Annotated in this window: 19 protein-coding genes; 16 read left to right on the forward strand and 3 right to left on the reverse strand. The window is 31.4% G+C overall.

The window, feature by feature from the left end:
* Positions 1-7: 7 nt before the first annotated feature.
* The 6 genes from FYJ81_RS02090 (at position 8) to sucB (ending at position 8,492) form a co-directional block, all read left to right on the forward strand.
* Positions 8-1,081 carry an undecaprenyldiphospho-muramoylpentapeptide beta-N-acetylglucosaminyltransferase gene (locus FYJ81_RS02090; RefSeq protein ID WP_154409247.1) on the forward strand — a complete coding sequence of 358 codons (1,074 nt, stop codon included), beginning with the start codon at positions 8-10 and terminating at the stop codon, positions 1,079-1,081.
* Positions 1,082-1,099: 18 nt separating this feature from the next.
* Positions 1,100-1,714 carry a phosphatase PAP2 family protein gene (locus FYJ81_RS02095; protein WP_019468963.1) on the forward strand — a complete coding sequence of 205 codons (615 nt, stop codon included), beginning with the start codon at positions 1,100-1,102 and terminating at the stop codon, positions 1,712-1,714.
* 477 nt (positions 1,715-2,191) lie between these two features.
* Positions 2,192-2,854: a response regulator transcription factor gene (locus FYJ81_RS02100; RefSeq protein WP_107385350.1), complete on the forward strand. Its 663-nt coding sequence runs from the start codon at positions 2,192-2,194 to the stop codon at positions 2,852-2,854.
* A complete protein-coding gene (locus FYJ81_RS02105) occupies positions 2,851-4,206 on the forward strand; it encodes a HAMP domain-containing sensor histidine kinase (protein ID WP_154409248.1) in 1,356 nt (451 codons plus the stop codon). The genes FYJ81_RS02100 and FYJ81_RS02105 overlap by 4 nt, the downstream gene beginning before the upstream one ends.
* Positions 4,207-4,390: 184 nt before the next feature.
* Complete coding sequence (locus FYJ81_RS02110) at positions 4,391-7,195, forward strand: 2-oxoglutarate dehydrogenase E1 component (RefSeq protein ID WP_107385801.1); 2,805 nt, start codon at positions 4,391-4,393, stop codon at positions 7,193-7,195.
* Between the two features lie 13 nt (positions 7,196-7,208).
* Positions 7,209-8,492, forward strand: a complete 1,284-nt coding sequence (sucB, locus tag FYJ81_RS02115) for a dihydrolipoyllysine-residue succinyltransferase (RefSeq protein ID WP_107385800.1) — start codon at positions 7,209-7,211, stop codon at positions 8,490-8,492.
* A gap of 511 nt (positions 8,493-9,003) precedes the next feature.
* Here sucB and FYJ81_RS02120 read toward each other — a convergent pair.
* On the reverse strand, positions 9,004-9,552 hold the full coding sequence (locus tag FYJ81_RS02120; RefSeq protein ID WP_107385799.1) for a helix-turn-helix domain-containing protein: 549 nt from the start codon (positions 9,550-9,552) through the stop codon (positions 9,004-9,006).
* Between the two features lie 112 nt (positions 9,553-9,664).
* Here FYJ81_RS02120 and FYJ81_RS02125 point away from each other — a divergent pair, with 112 nt between their 5' ends.
* Entirely contained in the window at positions 9,665-10,252 is a 588-nt protein-coding gene (locus tag FYJ81_RS02125) for a LysE family translocator (protein WP_107383915.1), read from the forward strand.
* A gap of 18 nt (positions 10,253-10,270) precedes the next feature.
* Here the strand turns inward: FYJ81_RS02125 and FYJ81_RS02130 are convergent, their stop codons facing one another.
* On the reverse strand, positions 10,271-11,149 hold the full coding sequence (locus tag FYJ81_RS02130) for an AraC family transcriptional regulator (RefSeq protein ID WP_107505125.1): 879 nt from the start codon (positions 11,147-11,149) through the stop codon (positions 10,271-10,273).
* A gap of 124 nt (positions 11,150-11,273) precedes the next feature.
* Here FYJ81_RS02130 and FYJ81_RS02135 point away from each other — a divergent pair, with 124 nt between their 5' ends.
* From FYJ81_RS02135 to FYJ81_RS02155, 5 genes are all read left to right on the forward strand, one after another.
* Positions 11,274-12,140 carry a sugar phosphate isomerase/epimerase family protein gene (locus FYJ81_RS02135; protein ID WP_107385797.1) on the forward strand — a complete coding sequence of 289 codons (867 nt, stop codon included), beginning with the start codon at positions 11,274-11,276 and terminating at the stop codon, positions 12,138-12,140.
* Positions 12,141-12,222: 82 nt separating this feature from the next.
* On the forward strand, positions 12,223-13,116 hold the full coding sequence (locus FYJ81_RS02140; RefSeq protein ID WP_154409249.1) for a sugar phosphate isomerase/epimerase family protein: 894 nt from the start codon (positions 12,223-12,225) through the stop codon (positions 13,114-13,116).
* Entirely contained in the window at positions 13,113-14,258 is a 1,146-nt protein-coding gene (locus FYJ81_RS02145) for a Gfo/Idh/MocA family protein (RefSeq protein ID WP_107385796.1), read from the forward strand. Before FYJ81_RS02140 ends, FYJ81_RS02145 begins: the two co-directional genes overlap by 4 nt.
* A 26-nt stretch (positions 14,259-14,284) precedes the next feature.
* On the forward strand, positions 14,285-15,292 hold the full coding sequence (locus FYJ81_RS02150; protein WP_154409250.1) for a Gfo/Idh/MocA family protein: 1,008 nt from the start codon (positions 14,285-14,287) through the stop codon (positions 15,290-15,292).
* Between the two features lie 193 nt (positions 15,293-15,485).
* Positions 15,486-16,046 carry a dihydrofolate reductase family protein gene (locus FYJ81_RS02155; RefSeq protein ID WP_107383921.1) on the forward strand — a complete coding sequence of 187 codons (561 nt, stop codon included), beginning with the start codon at positions 15,486-15,488 and terminating at the stop codon, positions 16,044-16,046.
* 136 nt (positions 16,047-16,182) lie between these two features.
* Here the strand turns inward: FYJ81_RS02155 and FYJ81_RS02160 are convergent, their stop codons facing one another.
* The gene (locus tag FYJ81_RS02160; protein ID WP_107385794.1) at positions 16,183-16,383 is read right to left on the reverse strand and encodes a Mid2-like cell wall stress sensor domain protein; all 201 of its coding nucleotides are present in this window, start codon (positions 16,381-16,383) and stop codon (positions 16,183-16,185) included.
* 213 nt (positions 16,384-16,596) lie between these two features.
* Here FYJ81_RS02160 and FYJ81_RS02165 point away from each other — a divergent pair, with 213 nt between their 5' ends.
* From FYJ81_RS02165 to FYJ81_RS02180, 4 genes are all read left to right on the forward strand, one after another.
* Positions 16,597-17,406 carry a VOC family protein gene (locus FYJ81_RS02165; RefSeq protein WP_154409251.1) on the forward strand — a complete coding sequence of 270 codons (810 nt, stop codon included), beginning with the start codon at positions 16,597-16,599 and terminating at the stop codon, positions 17,404-17,406.
* A gap of 23 nt (positions 17,407-17,429) precedes the next feature.
* Positions 17,430-17,633 carry a DUF6501 family protein gene (locus tag FYJ81_RS02170; protein ID WP_107383923.1) on the forward strand — a complete coding sequence of 68 codons (204 nt, stop codon included), beginning with the start codon at positions 17,430-17,432 and terminating at the stop codon, positions 17,631-17,633.
* 159 nt (positions 17,634-17,792) lie between these two features.
* Positions 17,793-18,584, forward strand: coding sequence for an ATP-binding protein (locus FYJ81_RS02175; RefSeq protein ID WP_107385792.1), 792 nt, complete (start codon positions 17,793-17,795; stop codon positions 18,582-18,584).
* A 12-nt stretch (positions 18,585-18,596) separates the two neighbouring features.
* A complete protein-coding gene (locus FYJ81_RS02180) occupies positions 18,597-20,486 on the forward strand; it encodes a vWA domain-containing protein (protein WP_107385791.1) in 1,890 nt (629 codons plus the stop codon).
* Positions 20,487-20,555: the final 69 nt, after the last annotated feature.

Consider the following 20,555-nt stretch of genomic DNA (forward strand, 5'->3'; position numbering starts at 1 on the left):
TAATAATATGACAAAAATCGCATTTACTGGTGGCGGTACTGTTGGACATGTATCTGTAAATCTTAGTTTAATTCCAACAGCTATAGAGGAAGGACATGAAGCTTTTTATATTGGATCAAAAAATGGTATGGAACGAGAAATGATTGAATCTCAATTACCAGAGATTCCATACCATAAAATTTCAAGTGGTAAATTAAGACGATACATCTCTTTTGAAAATATCAAAGATATTTTTAAAGTTTTAAAAGGTATATTCGATTCAAGACGAATATTAAAAAAAGAACGTCCTGACCTATTATTTTCAAAAGGCGGTTTTGTATCTGTGCCAGTAGTTATTGCTGCTAAATCTTTGAAAATTCCAACAATCGTACATGAGTCTGATTTAACACTAGGTTTAGCAAATAAAATTGCTTTAAAATTCGCTAAAAAGATTTATACGACTTTTGAAGATACATTGCAATATCTTCCTAGTGAAAAAGCAGATTTTGTAGGTGCTACAGTACGTGAAGATTTAAAAAGCGGTGATAAAAATAGAGGCTATCAATTAACAGAATTTAAAGATGATAAAAAAGTTTTATTAATCATGGGGGGAAGCCTTGGCAGTAAAAAGTTAAATGATATAATTAGAGATAATTTAGATGCATTATTAAAAAATTATCAAGTCATTCACTTAACTGGCAAAGGACTGCTAGATCAATCCTTAACGCATAAAGAAGGTTATGTTCAATTTGAATTTGTTAAAGACGATTTAACTGACTTATTAGCGATAACAGATACAGTTATTAGCCGTGCTGGTTCAAACGCTATATATGAGTTCTTAGCATTAAGAATTCCAATGCTCTTAATTCCTTTAGGTCTCGACCAATCAAGAGGAGATCAAATTGACAATGCGAAAAATTTTGAATCTAAAGGTTTTGGAAGAACGATTCCAGAAGACACTTTAACTGAACATAAACTTATCGATCAGTTAAAAGATATTGAAACACAACGTGAATCAATCATCACTCAAATGCAAACATACAAAGAAAGTTTTACACGCCAAGATTTATTTCATAAAATTGTTAATGATGCAAATAACTAATAATAGGGAGGATACGCAATGAGTCGTTGGAAAAGAATAAGTCTACTCATTATTTTTACATTAATTTTTGGCATTATTGCATCCTTCCATGAATCTAGATTAGGAAAATGGATAGACAATGAAGTTTACGAATTTATATATTCTTCTGAAAGCTTCATAACTACCACATTTTTCTTAGGAGTAACTAAAATCGGTGAAGTATGGGCAATGGTTTGTTTATCATTATTACTCATCGCCTATTTAATGCTAAAAAAGTTAAATATAGAGGCACTTTTCTTTGCTATAGCTATGAGTTTATCAAGTACTTTAAATCCATTATTAAAAAATATATTTGATAGAGAACGACCTACATTATTACGACTTATAGATATCTCTGGTTTTAGTTTTCCAAGTGGACACGCAATGGGCTCAGCTGCTTTCTTTGGCAGTACCATTTACATTGCTAATCGTGTCTTAAAAGGGAAAACAAAAGGGATAATGATAGGTCTTTCAGCACTATTTATTATTTTAATTTCATCATCAAGAGTATATCTAGGAGTGCATTATCCTACAGATATCATTGCTGGTATTATTGGTGGTGCTTTTTGCGTCGTTTTATCAACATTGATATTAAGACACAAGTTAAAAATATAAATGATAATTACACCTTGAGAAGTTAAATCACAATAAAATAGAGAAAAAGGCAATTTCTATACAAAAATAGAAATTGCCTTTTTTAAATTCGTCTGAAATGATTTTATCTCAAACTTAATTTAATTGTGTCAAAAATTATTATAAAAACCGATTTCACACTGCAAAACCGATTTTTATATATACGTTGTTTTACAACGTTAGTCTTTTACGGGCATATAAAAGGGGATATTTACGAAAATGATCATTCCTACTAAAACAAATATGTGTGGGGGGAATGTCTATGTAGTATTGATAATCATTTTCAATTACATTATACAATACTGAGAATAATTGTCAATTAGATTTCAAAAATTTTTCTGATCTTTTATTTCAACATTGTTACACTTAATTATCTTCACTATCTTATTGTATTTTTAATACCCTGTTACTTTCTATAAACTGTTATTTCATATATTATATATTTTGAGGTGTAAGCTAATGACAAAAATTTTAATTGTTGAAGATGAACAAAATCTTGCTCGTTTCATCGAACTAGAATTAGAACACGAAAATTATGTAGTAGATATTGAATATGATGGCAAACCTGGGTTAGAGAAAGCTTTAACCAATGATTACGATTTAATTTTGTTAGACTTGATGTTACCAAATATTAATGGTTTAGAAATTTGTAGACAAGTAAGACAAAATAAAACCACTCCTATAATTATTATCACAGCTAAAAGTGATACTTATGATAAAGTAGCAGGATTAGATTATGGGGCAGATGATTATATAGTAAAACCATTTGATATTGAAGAATTATTAGCAAGAATTAGAGCAATGTTACGTAGACAGCCACAAAAAAACATCATAGACATGCAAGGCATTATTATAGATAGAGATGGCTTTAAAGTCACTGTAGATGGTAATACTTTAGATTTGACGAAAACAGAATATGATTTATTGACCTTATTAGCTGAAAATCGTAATCATGTATTACAGCGAGAGCAAATTATCGCAGATGTGTGGGGCTATGATTCAGAAGTTGAAACAAATGTTGTTGATGTATATATACGTTATTTAAGAAATAAGCTTAAACCATATGGCAAAGATAAAATTATCGAAACTGTACGTGGTGTGGGATACGTGGTTAGAAAATGAAACAGCGTAAATTAAAAACTAAGTGGATGATTATCACAACAACCATTACATTTTCAACAATTTTTATCTTCAGTTTAATTATTATATTCTTTCTAAGTAATGCATTACGTCACAATGAACTTAGCGAAGCAGAAAGAAGTTCATCGGATATCATTCAACTATTTGAAACTAAACAATTGAATGATATTACGCAATTAGATTTAAATGCATCGTTAGGTAATTTTCAAAAAGTGATTCTTTTTGATAAAAAAGGTGAAAAACAAATAGAAACTTCAAATGATAACGATATCGTTTATTCACCCAATTTTAAACCTAAAGAAATCAATACTGCTTTGATAAAAAATTATCATAACAACGATTATTTAATTATAACAAATCGAATTAATACGCAGCACTTCAAAGGATATAGTGTAATCATTCATTCTTTAGAAAATTATAATGCACTTGTTAATTCACTATATTTTATTGCACTCATATTTGGGGTTATTGCTACTTTTATCACTGCAATGGTAAGTTACTTCTTCTCTGCACAAATTACAAAACCATTAATCTTAATGTCTAATAAAATGCAGCAAATTCGTCGTGATGGTTTCCAAGAAAAAGTTGATCTAGTTACAAATTATGAAGAAACAGATAATTTAATCGTTACCTTTAATGAAATGATGTTTCAATTGGAAGAGTCATTTAATCAACAGCGACAATTTGTTGAAGATGCTTCTCATGAGCTACGGACACCATTACAAATTATTCAAGGACACTTGAATTTGATACAGCGTTGGGGCAAAAAAGATGCAGCAATTCTTGAAGAATCTCTCGATATATCCTTAGAAGAGATGACTAGAATTACAAAATTAGTTGAAGAATTATTATTATTAACAAAAGATAATAACAACAGTAAAGAAAACGAAACAGAAAGCGTAGAAATTAATCAAGAGATAACTTCTAGAATTAAATCTTTAAAACAGCTACATCAAGATTATATTTTTGAATTTGAACCGTATCATAAACCACTTAATATAAAAATAGATCGTTATCAATTCGAACAAGTATTAGTTATCTTTATTGATAACGCTATGAAATATGATCAAGTTAATAAATATATTCAAATTCAGACAAACCTGCGAAACAAACAAATATCAATAGAAATCACTGACCATGGCGTTGGTATTCCAAAAGAAGATATAGATTTTATTTTCGATAGATTCTATAGAGTAGATAAATCTCGTTCCAGAAAATTAGGAGGAAACGGTTTAGGTTTATCGATAGCAAAAAAAATCATTGAATTAAATCATGGTACGATTCATGTAGAAAGTGAAGTAGGAAAATACACGACATTTAAAATCACATTTTGATTTTTAACCGGTTACTATTTCGACAGAAAATATGTTACGCTATAAAATGAAAATACAATTAGCAGAGCCAAATAAAATCAGGTTCTGCTTTTTTCATATAACTAGTTATTGACACTTTAATTTGGTTATATTTAATGCTATTATTGATTTGTAAGCGTTTTAACTATTTTGTGGAGGGTGTAATATGAGCAACGAAAGTCAGGTTACCCAGGCACCTGTAAATTTCGGGGCAAATCTTGGATACATTTTAGATTTATATGATTTGTATTTGAATGATCCTGCTTCAGTCCCTGAAGATTTACAAGTCCTATTTAGTACAATCAAAAACGGTGAAGCAAACATCGCAACAAATACAGCTGAAGGTCAACAAAATGCGACTAAAGCTGATAGCACGATTAAACGTGTTATGCGTCTCATAGATAACATACGTCAATATGGGCATTTATTGGCAGATATTTATCCAGTTAACAAACCTGTAAGAGAAAATCTTCCCAAATTAAATATTGAAGATTTTAATTTGGATAGAGAAACATTAGAATCAATTTCAGCAGGTATCGTATCTGAACACTTTAAAGATATTTACGATAATGCTTATGAAGCTATTGTTCGTATGGAAAAACGTTATAAAGGCCCTATTGCATTTGAATATACACATATCAATAACAATAGGGAACGTGTATGGTTAAAACGTAGAATAGAAACACCATACAAAGCAACATTAAACGATAATCAAAAGATTGAATTATTTAAAAACTTAGCACATGTAGAAGGCTTCGAAAAATATTTACACAAAAATTTTGTGGGCGCAAAACGTTTCTCTATAGAAGGTGTAGACACACTAGTTCCAATGTTACAACAGACATTAAGACTTGCTAGTGATGAAGGCATTCAAAACATACAAATAGGTATGGCCCACCGTGGTAGATTAAATGTACTCACACATGTGTTAGAAAAACCGTATCAAATGATGATTTCAGAATTCATGCATACTGATCCAATGAAGTTCCTACCGAAAGATGGCAGTTTAGAATTAACTTCAGGTTGGTCGGGAGATGTGAAATACCATCTAGGTGGTGTCAAAACTACAAATTCATATGGCAGTGAGCAACGTATTTCTCTTGCGAACAACCCAAGTCACCTTGAAATAGTTGCACCGGTTGTTTTAGGTAAAACACGTGCAAATCAAGATGATACTGATAAGGCTGGAGCTGTTCACACTGATTTCTATAAATCTATGCCGATATTAATTCATGGTGATGCTGCATATCCAGGGCAAGGTATTAACTTCGAAGCCATGAATTTGGAAAATTTGGATGGCTATTCAACAGGCGGTACACTTCACATCATCACCAATAATAGAATTGGCTTTACAACTGAGCCAGAAGATGGTCGTTCCACAACTTATTCATCTGATGTTGCAAAGGGTTATGATGTTCCTATCATGCATGTTAACGCGGATAATGTTGAAGCAACAATTGAGGCAATTGAAATCGCTATGGCATTTAGAAAAGAATTCCATAAAGATGTTGTCATTGATTTGGTTGGATATCGTCGATATGGACACAATGAGATGGATGAACCATCCATTACCAATCCGTTACCATACCACAATATTCGAAAACATGACCCTGTTGATGTACTTTATGGTCATCAATTAGTTCAAGATAATATTATTTCTGAAGATCAAATGAATCAAATCTTTGATGAAGTTCAAAAAGAACTCCGTGCCGCTCATGATGAAATAGATAAAAACGACAAGATGGATAATCCTGATATGCAAAAACCAGATAGTCTTGCAGAACCACTCCAAAGTGTCGATGTGGATGTAAGTTATGAACAACTTAAAGAAATTAATGATGCAATGCTATCATATCCATCTAACTTTAATGTTCTTAAAAAATTAAATAAAGTCTTAGAGAAAAGAAGAGAACCTTTTGAGAGCGAAGAAGGATTAGTTGATTGGGCTCAAGCAGAACAATTAGCCTTCGCAACAATCACTCAAAAAGGTACACCTATTCGCTTAACTGGACAAGATAGTGAACGTGGTACATTCAGTCACCGTCACGCCGTACTTCACGACCCTGATTCAGGTGAAGAATATATCCCACTACACAATGTCCCAGGACAAAAAGCAACTTTTGAAGTGCGTAATTCGCCACTATCAGAAGCAGCGGTTGTTGGTTTTGAATATGGTTATAATGTGCAAAATAAAGATTGTATGACAATCTGGGAAGCACAATATGGAGATTTTTCTAATATGGCTCAAATGATATTCGACAACTTCTTATTTAGTGCTAGAGCCAAGTGGGGCGAACGTTCAGGTTTAACACTATTCTTACCTCATTCATTTGAAGGTCAAGGCCCTGAACATTCATCGGCACGTCTAGAAAGATTTTTACAATTAGCTGGAGAAAATAACGCTACAGTAGTAAACTTATCAAGCTCAAGCAACTACTTCCATTTACTGAGAGCTCAAGCTGCTAGCTTAGGTACACAATCAATGAGACCACTAGTGGTAATGTCTCCTAAGAGTCTCTTACGTAATAAAACGGTTGCTGATCCAATTGATAAATTTACATCTGGAAAATTCGAACCAATTTTACCAGAAGAACATGATAAGGATGCTGTTAAAAAAGTTATTCTAGCTTCAGGTAAAATGTTTATTGATTTAAAAGAATATTTAGCAAAAAATCCAAACAATTCAATTTTATTAGTTGCCGTGGAAAGATTGTATCCATTCCCAGCTGAAGAAATTGAAACGTTACTAAATGAATTACCTAATTTAGAAAATGTAGCTTGGGTACAAGAAGAACCTAAGAACCAAGGCGCTTGGTCATTTGTTTATCCATATCTAAAAGAATTAACAACTGATAAATACGATTTAAGTTATCATGGCCGTATTCAACGTTCAGCTCCTGCTGAAGGTGATGGAGAAATACACAAACTTGTTCAAAATATGATAATCGAACAAAGCACAAAATTTAACTAGGGGGAAGTTAAGCATGCCAGAGGTAAAAGTTCCAGAATTAGCAGAATCCATTACAGAAGGTACCATTGCAGAATGGTTAAAACAAGTCGGTGATAGTGTAGATAAAGGTGAAGCTATCCTTGAATTAGAAACAGACAAAGTAAACGTCGAAGTTGTTTCTGAAGAAGCTGGCGTATTGCAAGAATTACTTGCAAATGAAGGTGATACTGTAGAAGTTGGCCAATCTATCGCTGTTGTAGGCGAAGGAAGTGGCAATAATAATTCAGAAGCACCAAAACAAGACAATTCTGAATCACAAGCATCTACTAGTAAGGAAGAATCAGAGCAACCACAAACAGAATCAGAATCTCAAAAGGATAATGATAGCACTACTGACGATTCACAAGATAAAGGACAACGTGTTAATGCGACACCATCTGCACGTAAATATGCTCGTGAAAAAGGCATTGACTTATCAGAAGTAGCAACACAATCAAATGACGTTGTTAGAAAAGAACATGTCGATCAAACACAAAATAATAAAAATGAACAAGCTGCACAATCATCAACAAAAGAAGAACCTAAAAAACAAGCAGCTCAACAAAACCCAACAAAACCAGTTATCAGAGAAAAGATGTCTCGCCGTAAGAAAACAGCTTCTAAAAAATTATTAGAAGTATCTAATAATACAGCAATGCTAACGACATTTAATGAAGTAGACATGACAAATGTGATGAACTTACGTAAACGTAAAAAAGAACAGTTCATTAAAGATCATGATGGCACAAAACTTGGATTTATGTCATTCTTTACAAAAGCATCAGTAGCAGCTTTGAAAAAATACCCTGAAGTAAACGCTGAAATTGATGGTGAAGACATGATTACTAAACAATTCTATGATATCGGTGTTGCAGTATCTACAGATGATGGTTTACTAGTACCATTTGTAAGAGATTGTGATAAGAAAAACTTTGCCGAAATTGAAGATGAAATTGCTAATTTAGCTATCAAAGCACGTGATAAAAAATTAGGTTTAGATGACATGGTAAATGGTTCGTTTACTATTACAAATGGCGGTATCTTTGGTTCAATGATGTCTACACCAATTATTAATGGTAGCCAAGCTGCGATTCTAGGTATGCATTCTATTATTACACGTCCAATTGCTATCGATGCAGATACAATTGAAAACCGTCCGATGATGTATATTGCATTAAGTTATGATCACAGAATCATCGATGGTAAAGAAGCAGTAGGTTTCTTAAAAACTATTAAAGAATTAATTGAAAATCCTGAAGATTTACTATTAGAATCTTAATCCACAACACAAAATAGTTTACTAACCCTAATACAACGGCGTTCAGCGTCGTTGTATTTTTATGTGTTTATTTCATTTTTTGATAACAATCAAATGCGCGCTCTAGTATTATTTTACTGTTGAAAGTCATTGTAATATTTGAATATAAAACAAAAGCACCCAAATAATTTAGGTGCTTTCAGACTGTCGGCAAAGTCTCCGACTTTGTTGGCAGTTTCTTTTATGCACGCTTCCGCGGACACTGCCTTAGCCTATAGTCTTCGGCTAGTGCTATTCCCGCAGGAGTCGTCATAAATCGCTGCCAATATTATAATATATGTTAATTAAACAGTGATGGTATTTATGATGTTGAATAAATCAATAGATAAAAGAGAGCAATATAAAATGATTTCTATCTCTGAATCAGTCCTTAATATTGCCTCATTTAATATATCAAATTAAGCATACCCATATCATCAAACATGAAAAAACTGTAAAAACAGTCATTTCAATCAATTTATGTTATTACTTATTAATAATGAATAGTCATATGTAATCGTACAGCTACGTTGTGCTGATTTAAGTATTGATGGAACATATTTCCATTAAATTTAATAGCTTCATTTTTATGAATAACAAAGGTTTCCCCGTCTAATATAAGTGTTAAGGTACCTTCATAGACTGTGATATATTCCATTGTATTTGATCCATGGGGTGATCCATTCATTTCACCTTCACCTTCAATAATAACCATATAGCTTTCAAATTTCTTTTCAATATCAAACTTAAATAGAGGAAATACTTTGTATTTATTATCATCTGAGATTAAAGGTTGTATTTCATTTAAACTTATTTTCTGTATAACATTTCCATTTTCTTGTGTTAATTCTGTAAAAGATATTTTTAAACCATTTGCTATCTTCCATAATGTAGTGATAGATGGAATAGATATCTTACGTTCTATTTGTCCCAACATTGTTTTACTTACACCAGTGGCTTCTGATAATTGTTCTAACGAATATCCATTTTGTTTTCTATATAATTTTAAATTTTCAGCAATAATATCATTTATTTCTCTCATCAATTTTAACACCTCTATTTACAATATAACGTACAAAGCATATAATTTAAAGACCGAACACTATAACGTAAATTCGGACATTATAGTGTTTTTGTGAATAGGGGGAGTTATAATGTTAACAATATCTATGCTTATATATGCCATTGTAGCAAGCTTTACACCTGGACCAAATAATATTATGGCATTATTTTTTTCTCAAAATTTTAATTTCAAAAGTAGTTTGCGATTTTCAATTGGTGTAGGATTAGGTTTTCTATTTTTATTATTACTATCTAATATATTTAACACAACAATGCATGCTGTTTTTCCTAAAATTGAATTATGGATGAAAATATTTGCATTTATATATTTACTTTATTTAGCTTTTAAAATTTCCATGAGTTCTATTTATGGGACGAAACAAACTTTTAATCACGAACTAAGTGGTTTAAAATCTGGTGTAATGCTGCAATTCATTAATCCTAAAGGAATCATTTATGCTTTAACAGTGATTTCCACTTTTATTACACCATTTTATACGCATTGGCTAGAACAATTACCATTTATTATTTTATTGGCTATTATTGGATTTTTTGGCACTTTGAGTTGGGGTATTTTGGGCACTTTATTTAAATCATTTATAGCAGCACATGAGCGCTTATTTAATTTTGTCATGGCTGGTTTATTAGTTTATGTTGCTCTGAATATTTTAATGCATTAGTTATGAATTGATTTTACGTTAATGATTATCATATTGCTGTAAAAATTCGCGTGGACTACAACCATATGATGTTTTAAATCTTCTGTAAAAATTCGAATAATCAGTAAAACCACAATTGGTTGCTACTTGTTGTGGATTTTCTCCTTTTTTTAATAATCTTTGAGCATTTCGTAAACGTAAATTTAGTAAATAACGATAAGGTGGATAACCAACCAGTTTTGTGAATTGTTGTGTTATTTTGTGTCGACTTACAAAGAACTTATTTTCAAGTTGCTCTAATGAAATGTCTTCACTGTAATGCAATTCCATATAATCTAATACCTGTCTAACTAAATGACTAGATGGGTCATCACTATAATCAACAATATCTTCATTTTCTATTGCTGTCCTATTAAGTATGATTAAAAACTGAGTAAGTAAAGACTTAGCTGCTAATGCTTTACCAAAAGCTTGATTATCTTGCTCATTAATTAAACCTTGTAACAAATAATATAATTCTCTTTTTTGAGATTCCGATAATTGCAGTAGATATTTAAACTTTGGTGAATATTTATCAAAACACATGCTCAGATCACAATTTTCTACGGAAAGTTCATTTAATATTTTAGCATCAAATCTCAATCCAATACGCTCTGCATGACCATCCATTTGTTCATCCAAACGGTGAAATTCATACGGTGGGATAATAAGCATTGAACCAACCTCTAAATTAAAAGATTGTCCTTCTATGGTATAACGCAAATTTCCAGATAATGAAAAAAATATTTCATAATGATCATGATAGTGTAATTCATTTCCAAAATGTCCATCACTTATTCTATGCCATGCGGCGTATTTACCTTCAAAAGGTAGTGAAATAGTATCAAATTGATGGACAAATTCTTCTCTATTTTTCATGAACGTATCCCTCCTGCTCAAAAAACATACTTTTTTCCATGATTTACAATGTTGTTAATTTTCCCTCAAATTATAATTATATTATAACACTAAAATATAAATATTTTTGAAAGGAAGAATGAATATGACATCTACACAAATTGGCGTTCAAATGATGATGCTCAAACAAAAAGTACAAGAAGAAGGATTGTATAACGTGCTGAAGAAAGTCAGTGATTTAGGTTATAATGCGGTCGAGGTTTCTCAAATCGACATGAATTCACAAAACATTGAAGAAATGCAACAAGCTATTAATGATTTCGGTATGAATATTGCAGCAATGTCCTGTGGTGTAGAGGATATATCTGCTAAACAAAAATATCCTGGAGATACTTTACAAAATGATTTCGATAAAATTATAGCAGACTGTAAAGCTGTAAACTGTTCTATATTGAGAATAGGGATGTTACCAATTAACTATATGGGGTCTAAAGAAAGCACCTTACAATTTGCTGAAATCTGTGAAACTTATGCCAAAAGACTTAAAGATGAAGGAATTGATTTATACTATCATGCGCATAATTTAGAATTTGTTCAATACAATGGACAGTTTATGCTTGATTTAATGAGAGACAATACTCATTATTTAGGTTTCGAGTTAGATGTACATTGGATTTGGAGAGCAGGACTGAATCCCATAGATGTCATACCAAAATATGCGAATCGTATTCGTGCTATACATCTTAAAGATTATCGTGTAGGCGAAATAGATATGTCGCAATATCCTGGGGAAGGTCATGAAAAAATATATTATATGTTGCATATGATTACTCAATTTGCTGAATTAGGAAAAGGTACTTTACCGCTTAAAGATATTATTGAAATTGGACGTGAGAGCGGCAGTGAATATTTCTTTGTTGAACAAGACGAACTATACGGCGAAGATCCATATGATTGTTTAACAATTAGCCGTAACCATTTATATGATTTAGGTTATAAATCTTGGTTTTAACATATGCTTTTAAATAAGAAATATGTGCTTATTTATCATCGAATAAGTAAGCGCTACCAAAAATGATGAGGATGTTGATACGATGTTTAAAAATATTGAGATCTCTGGATTTTCTGATGAAATCGCTTCAGATTTTCAGACACAGTTAAAAACGGTAAATGAGCTAGGCATGAGATATATTTCCTTACGTGGTATTAATGATAAAAATATTGGTGATTACTCAGTAGAAATGATTAAGAAAGATGTAGTTCCTCGCTTAAAGCAATGGGACATTGGCGTTTCTTCTATAGGTTCACCAATCGGTAAAATTTATATAAACGATGAAGATGCATTTAAAAAACAATTAGCAATGCTCAAAACATTATGTGAAATAAGTCAATTACTCAATTGTCAGTATATTAGAATCTTTAGTTTTTACATTCCTAAAGAGGACAATTTTGATGCTTATAAAGATATTGTGATTTCAAAATTAAAAGAATTTGCAAAAATCGCTGAGCAATACAATATTATACTGTTACATGAAAATGAAAAAGATATTTTCGGTGATATTGCTCGTCGATGTAAATTTATTCTTGATGAAGTAAACTCTCCAAATTTCAAGGCGATATTTGACTTTGCGAATTTTGTTCAATGTGGAGAAGATACACAAGACTGTTATGACTTACTTTCAGATGACACAGCGTATATCCACATTAAAGATGCAGTATATAAAGATAATTTTAATGTGCTTTGTGGTACAGGTGATGGTCAGATTGAAAGTATCTTAGTACAATTTTTTGAATCAGGTTATCAAGGTTTCTTAACACTTGAACCTCACCTTGTGGTTTTTGATGCTATTAAAGACTTAGAATTAGAACATTCAACTGAAACAATTCAAAATTCTGCTGCAAAAGATGGCGCAGAAGGATACAAAATGCAATATGAAGCACTTTTGAAAATATTATCTAATATAAATAAAAAGGAGAATACACAATGAAAAAAATTCGTTTAGGCATTATTGGTTTGGGCGCTCAAGGTAGTACGTATGCTGAATTTATTAAAGCTGGTAAAATACCACAAATTGAAATTGGTGCGATTTGTGACATCAATACTGAAAAGAAAAGTGAAGTAGAAAAACAGTATCCTAATGTACCATTTTATAATGATTATATCGCTATGCTAGAAAGTGGGAATGTTGATGCAATTGTTACAACCGTTCCTCATTATCTGCATACTGAGATAGGTAAAGAAGCCTTAAAACGGGATATTCACGCTTTACTTGAAAAGCCGGCTGATATTTATGCTGAAAAAGTGAAAGAAATAAGTGAATTAGCAACATCCAAACCACATTTAACATTTGCTATATTCTTTAATCAACGCACAAATCCACTTTATCAAAAAGTAAAATCACTCATTGACGCCGGTGAAATAGGAAATATTCGTCGCACGAATTGGATTATTACTACTTGGTGGCGTCCTCAAGCTTACTATGATCAAAGTTCATGGAGAGCAACTTGGTCAGAAGAAGGTGGAGGCGTTTTAGTAAATCAAGCACCACACCAAATTGATTTATTACAGTGGCTATGTGGTATGCCAAAATCTGTATTTGCAAATATTAAATATGGCTATCAGCGTGATTTAGCAGTTGATGATGATGTTACAACCATACTAGATTATGGAAATGGTGCGACGGGTGTGTTCATTACATGTACCCATGACATCATTGGCACTGACCGTTTAGAAATCACAGGTGATAAAGGGAAAATATTAGTTGAAGATAGTAAAACAATAACTTTGACACGTTTGAAAGAATCCGAGACACAAATGAATCGAAATATGACTTGGAAAGAAGCAGCTGAAATTTTTAAAGGCAATGGTTTAGAAAATATTTATGAGCAAGAAACATTTGAATTTGAAAGTGTATGGGGTGAACAGCATATTAATGTGTTAGAAAATTTCGCTGCTAATATCATTGATGATACGCCTCTAATTGCACCTGGAAAAGATGGTATAAACGGCGTGAATCTAGTAAACGCTATTTATTTATCTAGTTGGACAGGTAAAGAAGTAACAGTTCCAGTAAATCCCTCAGAATTTAAGGATGCATTAAATAAACAAATTCAAAACGAAGCACATTAAAAAAGTTTAAAATCGGAGCTGGTAATATGTTGAAAATTGGAATTATAGGGCTAGGTGATATTTCAGCAATACATCTAAACGCGATAGAGACGAATTCCAATGTAGAATTAGTTGCTGCATGTGATATAGATAAAGCTTTGCAAGCTAAAGTACCCAAAGCTCTTTTTTTTACAGATTTTGAAGTTATGTTAGAGGAAGTAGCGCTAGATTGTGTACATATTTGCTTGCCGCATCATTTGCATGTATCTGCGACGACTGCCTGTGTAGAAAAAGGTATACATGTATTGCAAGAAAAACCTTTATCAATCAACGCTAAAGAAGGATTAAAATTAATACAATTAGAACAAAAAAATCCAAATACTAAAATATGTGTTTGTTTTCAAAATAGATTCAATGATACATTTCAAACTTTACAACAAATAGTAAAAAGCAACAAATTTGGTGACATCATTGGTATAAAAGGAATCGTTACTTGGTTCAGACCCGAATCATATTATACTGATAAACCATGGCGCGGTAAATTAGATACCGCTGGAGGAGGCGTATTAATTAACCAAGCCATTCACACGTTGGATTTAATGCAATTACTTTGCGGTCCCGTTGATACAATTAAAGGCAATGTATCACAGTTGTTAGATTATCGTATCGAGGTCGAAGATACTGCTTCTGCTCATATAAAATTTGAAAATGGAGCAAATGGTATGTTTTTTGCAACTAATGCTAATTTTGGCAATTCAAGTATTGAGCTTCAAGTCATTTTTAAAAATGAAAAATTTACAATTAAAGATAATATACTTACACGTGTCAATAAAGAAGGTTACAAAATCCATATTATTGAGGATAAAAAGCTACCAGGTACAAAATCGTATTATGGACCAAGCCATGGGACACTCATAAATCAATTCTACGAATCAATTTATGAAAATACCCAAAATTATGTACACGTCAATGACGCATTACCATCAATTGCAATCATTGATGCGATACAAAAATCTTCACAAGCAAATGAGACAATTCATTTTACTAGTGTTTAACATACAAATGAAATTTTGATTTATTGCGGAACATGACCATTAGTGATTAAAAGCATACTTATTCAATTTGATTAATGAACCGGATAGAAATCTTTTTATATTGATTTCTGTCCGGTTTTATTATCATTTGATTTATTGTAAATAGTAATTTTATAAACTATAATAAACATTACCAAAATAAGGAGTAATCACGATGCCTACAAATAAAATTATCTTAGATTTAGCGATTACATTGGATGGATATATAGAAGGACCGAATGGAGAAGTTGATTGGTGCATCATGGATGAAGAAATGAACTTCAATCATTTTTTAGATCAAATTGATACCATTATATATGGTAGGAAAAGTTATGATTTATGGGGCGAATTTATCCCAAATTTAAAGGACGATCAATTTGGGGATAAAACGATGTGGGACCAAATTCATAGCAAGCATAAATTCGTGTTTACTAACCAACATTATAACGATAAAGATCAAACAAAATTTATTAATAGTGACGATATCAGTGGGATGGTTTTTAAAATTAAAGAGCATAGCAATAAAGATATTTGGCTCTATGGTGGCTCAAATATTATCACAACTTTTATAAATCTTAACCTTATTGACGAGTATAGGCTTTCAATCCACCCAGTCATTTTAGGTTCTGGCAAACCACTTTTTGAACATATTCAAAATCGTGTAAACATAACTTTGTGTGACACACATGTTTACAAAAGTGGGGTAGTGCAAATGATTTATCAAAAACTAGAGTAAAAATAAAGGTAGAGATATTAATCTCATGTTCAAAATAAAGGACGCATCCGTAGTTAATGGATGTGTCCTTTATTTTGAACTTACGATTTCAACCGTTATTGTCATTTATATTCTTGACTATTTTAAAACGTTTTATTTAAGCAATAAATACAAATAGTTCAATAATTGCTAGAATTAAAAACACTAGAAAAACAATGCCGTAAATATTATTTTTCTTTATACTTTCTTTGCTTGCTTTTTGCTGTTTTGCTTTATTATTTATATTGGAAAAGAAAGTAATACCTGAATAAACTGCAATAAGTACTGTGAAACCAAATAAAATCCATGTACCAATCATATATACAACCTCCTCTAGTAACTTAAATAAATATTTGAACATATAAAATAATTATTCCTATTATATACCTATATTAATACATTTCTGCTAATCCTCCAATGTTTAAAAATTACAATTTTGTAAATACAAGCACAATCAGATACTTCATCATACAAATAACATGAAAAATAAGTTATAATGTATTGAAAAGATATGAATAGAGGGGTTAATATAATGAATGGTCTTAGAAGTGTTACTACAGGGACAAATGATTTAAGTAAAACCAAAGAGTTATTCTCAAACATACTTGGATTAAATGTGGCAGATAAAGGACAAGCTTTACGTTTTGGTGATGCTGAATTAAATTCAGGTACACGTATACATTTTGTAGAAGTACCAAACTATATTAACAAAAACAACCATATTGAAAATATCGGATTGAGGGTTCCAAGTGATGAAGGAATTGAAGAATATCAATCTATTTTAGAACAACATCAAATTTCTTTCAGTTCACCTACAGATTTAAATGGCCATAAATACTTCAATTTCCAAGATCAAAATGGTCAAACATTTAATATTTATTCCAATGAACATAATTCTGGCACACCATTAGGTATACCAACATTCGAAAGTAATGTAAACCCATTACATCAGATTCAAAGGCTAGGACCTGTAATCTTAAAAGTTAATGATATTGTACTCACACAATCTATTTTAACTAGAGTATTTGGCCTAGAACATTTTGCAGAATATACTCCTAGTGATCATACTGATTTTAAAATACAAGTTTTTCGTATAGGTGATGGTGGTTTAGGCGGTGAGCTACATATTCACGCATCAAACGAGGAAATTTTAATGCCTGAACATGGTATTTTAGAACAAATCGAATTCGGAATAGAATCTAAATCACAATTTCAAAAGACTATTGAAGAACTTGAATCCATAGGAATACCTTATCAAACGTTAGATCAAGAAGGCGAAAGATCTTTAAGAATCACTGAAAAAAGTGGTATTACATTCATTTTAACCTTAGAAACTTCATAATAAAAAAGAGAGGATTTTTAGAAATGTTACACGAAACTTGGAAAGATCATACACCCATTAAAAAAGTAGAAGTTACACATACAGATGCGCAAAAATTCACAGTCTCTGACATGTTAACTGTGGGACAACAATATGATGTAATAAATGAAACTGAAGAATATTATCAAATCATCGACAACTCTGGACTTGTTGGTGGCTACTTTAAAACCTACTTTAAAGAGATATAATTTACAGTATGACACATGTACTATTGAAAATGTGCATTTTAAATATTGCTTAAATTAATAAGACTAGGGCTATAATATCAAACATTATTCAAGCCCCGGTCTATTTTTAATGAAATGGATTTTTTATAACTTATTTTAAATTTAAAGGAGTAAGAAACAATGACGAAATCACAATATATTAATAAAGATGAAACAGTATTTGATGATGCAAAATCATTGATGGCATTGAATAAAAATATTTTATTAAAAGGACCAACGGGCTCCGGAAAAACAAAGCTAGCTGAGACTTTAAGTGAAACAATACAACGACCAATGCATCAAGTCAATTGTTCAGTAGATTTAGATGCTGAAAGTTTATTAGGTTTTAAAACTATACAGACAAATGAAAATGGTACTCAAGAGATTGTATTTATTGATGGGCCAGTAATCAAAGCAATGAAAGAAGGCCATATTCTTTATATCGACGAAATCAACATGGCAAAACCAGAAACATTACCAATTTTAAACGGTGTATTAGATTACCGCAGAAAATTAACAAATCCATTCACTGGCGAAGTGATTAATGCTGCTCCAGGATTCAATGTAATCGCTGCAATAAATGAGGGATATATTGGTACATTACCGATGAACGAAGCACTAAAAAACCGTTTTATAGTCATTCAAGTCGATTATATTGATGGGGATATATTAAATGATGTAATTAAAGATCAAAGCCAATTAGCAGATGATACGACAATACAAAAAATCATTAATTTTAATGAAGATTTACGAACAATGACTAAACAAGGTCAAATATCTGAAGAAGCAGCGAGCATACGTGCTTTAATTGATTTAAGTGATTTGGCTACCGTGATGCCTATAGAACGTGCCATCAAACGTACGATTATTGATAAACTAGAAGACGAACGTGAACAACAAGCGATATTAAATGCGGTAGAATTAAATTTTTAGTGAGGGATATTTATGAGCGATCGTTTTATATTATTTAATGATGAACAGCTAGATGCAAAGCAAGTGATGATGCTACAAGATTTAGCTCGATTATTACTTAAAAATGAACAAACACAAGTTAAAATTCAAAAATTCCCATATTACGATCCAATCAATAATATGTTAATAACGAGTTCTTTTTGGTCACATAGAAAAAAAGATATTGAAACAACAGGGCTTAAAACAGATGTTATGCTCGCAGCTTATGGCTACCAATTAATGGATGAAACAGTAGTCAACGAAGTTATTCACAATGATACGTTTAAACATCCAAAATTTTTTCAACAACTGTTTAAATTACTAGAAGATAAAAGAGTATTGAATGAAATTGTTAAGCAACGACCATCTACTAAAGATGCAATTCACATGCGCAATGAAGTTAGATTAAGCTATACACGTACTCAAATTAATGTATATAAAACAAAAAAGACATTTACAGATTTGCTCTTTTTATATTTAGAATCTTCATTTTTAACTGAAAACTTTTACGACGTACCTCAAATTGGTCCACAAATTGATGATATTCTGTTAAATATGTATCAATATCTACCTAATTTTTTCTATAACGATTCTTCTGAGGATAATTTGTACTTAGCTGAACGAATCATGTTTCAAATTGATGATATCTTAAATGAAGATATGCTAAACGAATATTATCATTTACCTAAAAAAGTATATGAGGCAATTCATGAGCTTAATTTTGAAGATTTAAAACGAACAGATGCAAGTAATACTGATAATGCTTCAAATAATGACCATGATGAAGAGAGTGTCAGTGAAGATATAGAATCCAATCATCAAGATAGTGCTTCACAAGGTGGTGCATATTTAGAAATGGAACTTCATGAAGGTGAAAATAGTGATGTTGTTGGTGATAATGACACTGCCAGAGAAGGTGATAGTGGTGATGATATGACAGATATGCAAACAAAGAAAGGTAAAGGTTCCACAAACCAAGTTGAAAGTGATGAGGGCGGATCAATCGGCAATAATTCTGTTTTTGCATTAAAAGGCATAAATGCAAACGTAGACGTTAAATGGAACGTACCTGAAATACGACCTGAATTTCAAAATGAATATCACGATGTTGAAAACGAAGTACAATTTGAAACAAAAGATTTGATACAAATTATCAAAAAAACAATAGATAGAGAATACCAAGATGAGCGTCGAAATCTAACCAAAGGACGATTACAAAAAAATTTATTAAATTGGTTTATTGATGATCAATATAAATTATTTTATAAAAAGCAAGATTTAAGCCAAACTTTTGATGCAACATTCACATTGTTAGTGGATGCTTCGGCAAGTATGCAGGATAAAATGTCTGAAACAATCAAAGGTGTCGTTTTATTTCATGAAACGTTAAAATCATTAAATGTAAAACACGAAATTTTAGCATTCAATGAAGATGCATTTGATGCTGACGATACAAAACAACCTAATATCATTGATGAGATTATAGCTTATGATCAATCAACTATAAAACGAGAAGGACCTAGAATAATGGCCCTAGAACCTCAAGATGATAATAGAGACGGTGTGGCAATTAGAATTGGAAGTGAACGTTTAATGCGCAGAGCGCATAATCAGCGTTTTCTAATCGTATTCTCTGATGGTGAACCATCAGCTTATAATTATAGTCAAGATGGTATTCTTGATACTTATGAAGCAGTGGAAACAGCTCGTAAATTAGGAATTGAAGTTTTCAATGTATTTTTAAGTCAAGACCCAATTACAGAAGATGTTGAAGAAACAATTCATAATATTTATGGTAACTATGCAATTTTCGTAGAAGGTGTAGAAAATCTACCAAGCCATCTTGCACCATTACTTAAAAAATTATTATTAAAATCTTTTTAGTACGTAATTTATTTATAAAATCACACATAAATTGAAATATTCAGAAATTTATATAGACGCATTCTTATA

This window comes from Staphylococcus sp. McC-251-APC-3A2, from assembly GCF_009695665.1.
Lineage (GTDB): Bacteria > Bacillota > Bacilli > Staphylococcales > Staphylococcaceae > Staphylococcus > Staphylococcus cohnii.

What these genes read in the sequence shown, in the direction of transcription:
- FYJ81_RS02090 (WP_154409247.1), top strand. Translation starts at nt 8, where the DNA reads ATGACAAAAATCGCATTTACTGGTGGCGGTACTGTTGGACATGTATCT.
- FYJ81_RS02095 (WP_019468963.1), top strand. Translation starts at nt 1,100, where the DNA reads ATGAGTCGTTGGAAAAGAATAAGTCTACTCATTATTTTTACATTAATT.
- FYJ81_RS02100 (WP_107385350.1), top strand. Translation starts at nt 2,192, where the DNA reads ATGACAAAAATTTTAATTGTTGAAGATGAACAAAATCTTGCTCGTTTC.
- FYJ81_RS02105 (WP_154409248.1), top strand. Translation starts at nt 2,851, where the DNA reads ATGAAACAGCGTAAATTAAAAACTAAGTGGATGATTATCACAACAACC.
- FYJ81_RS02110 (WP_107385801.1), top strand. Translation starts at nt 4,391, where the DNA reads ATGAGCAACGAAAGTCAGGTTACCCAGGCACCTGTAAATTTCGGGGCA.
- sucB (WP_107385800.1), top strand. Translation starts at nt 7,209, where the DNA reads ATGCCAGAGGTAAAAGTTCCAGAATTAGCAGAATCCATTACAGAAGGT.
- FYJ81_RS02120 (WP_107385799.1), bottom strand. Translation starts at nt 9,552, where the DNA reads ATGAGAGAAATAAATGATATTATTGCTGAAAATTTAAAATTATATAGA.
- FYJ81_RS02125 (WP_107383915.1), top strand. Translation starts at nt 9,665, where the DNA reads ATGTTAACAATATCTATGCTTATATATGCCATTGTAGCAAGCTTTACA.
- FYJ81_RS02130 (WP_107505125.1), bottom strand. Translation starts at nt 11,149, where the DNA reads ATGAAAAATAGAGAAGAATTTGTCCATCAATTTGATACTATTTCACTA.
- FYJ81_RS02135 (WP_107385797.1), top strand. Translation starts at nt 11,274, where the DNA reads ATGACATCTACACAAATTGGCGTTCAAATGATGATGCTCAAACAAAAA.
- FYJ81_RS02140 (WP_154409249.1), top strand. Translation starts at nt 12,223, where the DNA reads ATGTTTAAAAATATTGAGATCTCTGGATTTTCTGATGAAATCGCTTCA.
- FYJ81_RS02145 (WP_107385796.1), top strand. Translation starts at nt 13,113, where the DNA reads ATGAAAAAAATTCGTTTAGGCATTATTGGTTTGGGCGCTCAAGGTAGT.
- FYJ81_RS02150 (WP_154409250.1), top strand. Translation starts at nt 14,285, where the DNA reads ATGTTGAAAATTGGAATTATAGGGCTAGGTGATATTTCAGCAATACAT.
- FYJ81_RS02155 (WP_107383921.1), top strand. Translation starts at nt 15,486, where the DNA reads ATGCCTACAAATAAAATTATCTTAGATTTAGCGATTACATTGGATGGA.
- FYJ81_RS02160 (WP_107385794.1), bottom strand. Translation starts at nt 16,383, where the DNA reads ATGATTGGTACATGGATTTTATTTGGTTTCACAGTACTTATTGCAGTT.
- FYJ81_RS02165 (WP_154409251.1), top strand. Translation starts at nt 16,597, where the DNA reads ATGAATGGTCTTAGAAGTGTTACTACAGGGACAAATGATTTAAGTAAA.
- FYJ81_RS02170 (WP_107383923.1), top strand. Translation starts at nt 17,430, where the DNA reads ATGTTACACGAAACTTGGAAAGATCATACACCCATTAAAAAAGTAGAA.
- FYJ81_RS02175 (WP_107385792.1), top strand. Translation starts at nt 17,793, where the DNA reads ATGACGAAATCACAATATATTAATAAAGATGAAACAGTATTTGATGAT.
- FYJ81_RS02180 (WP_107385791.1), top strand. Translation starts at nt 18,597, where the DNA reads ATGAGCGATCGTTTTATATTATTTAATGATGAACAGCTAGATGCAAAG.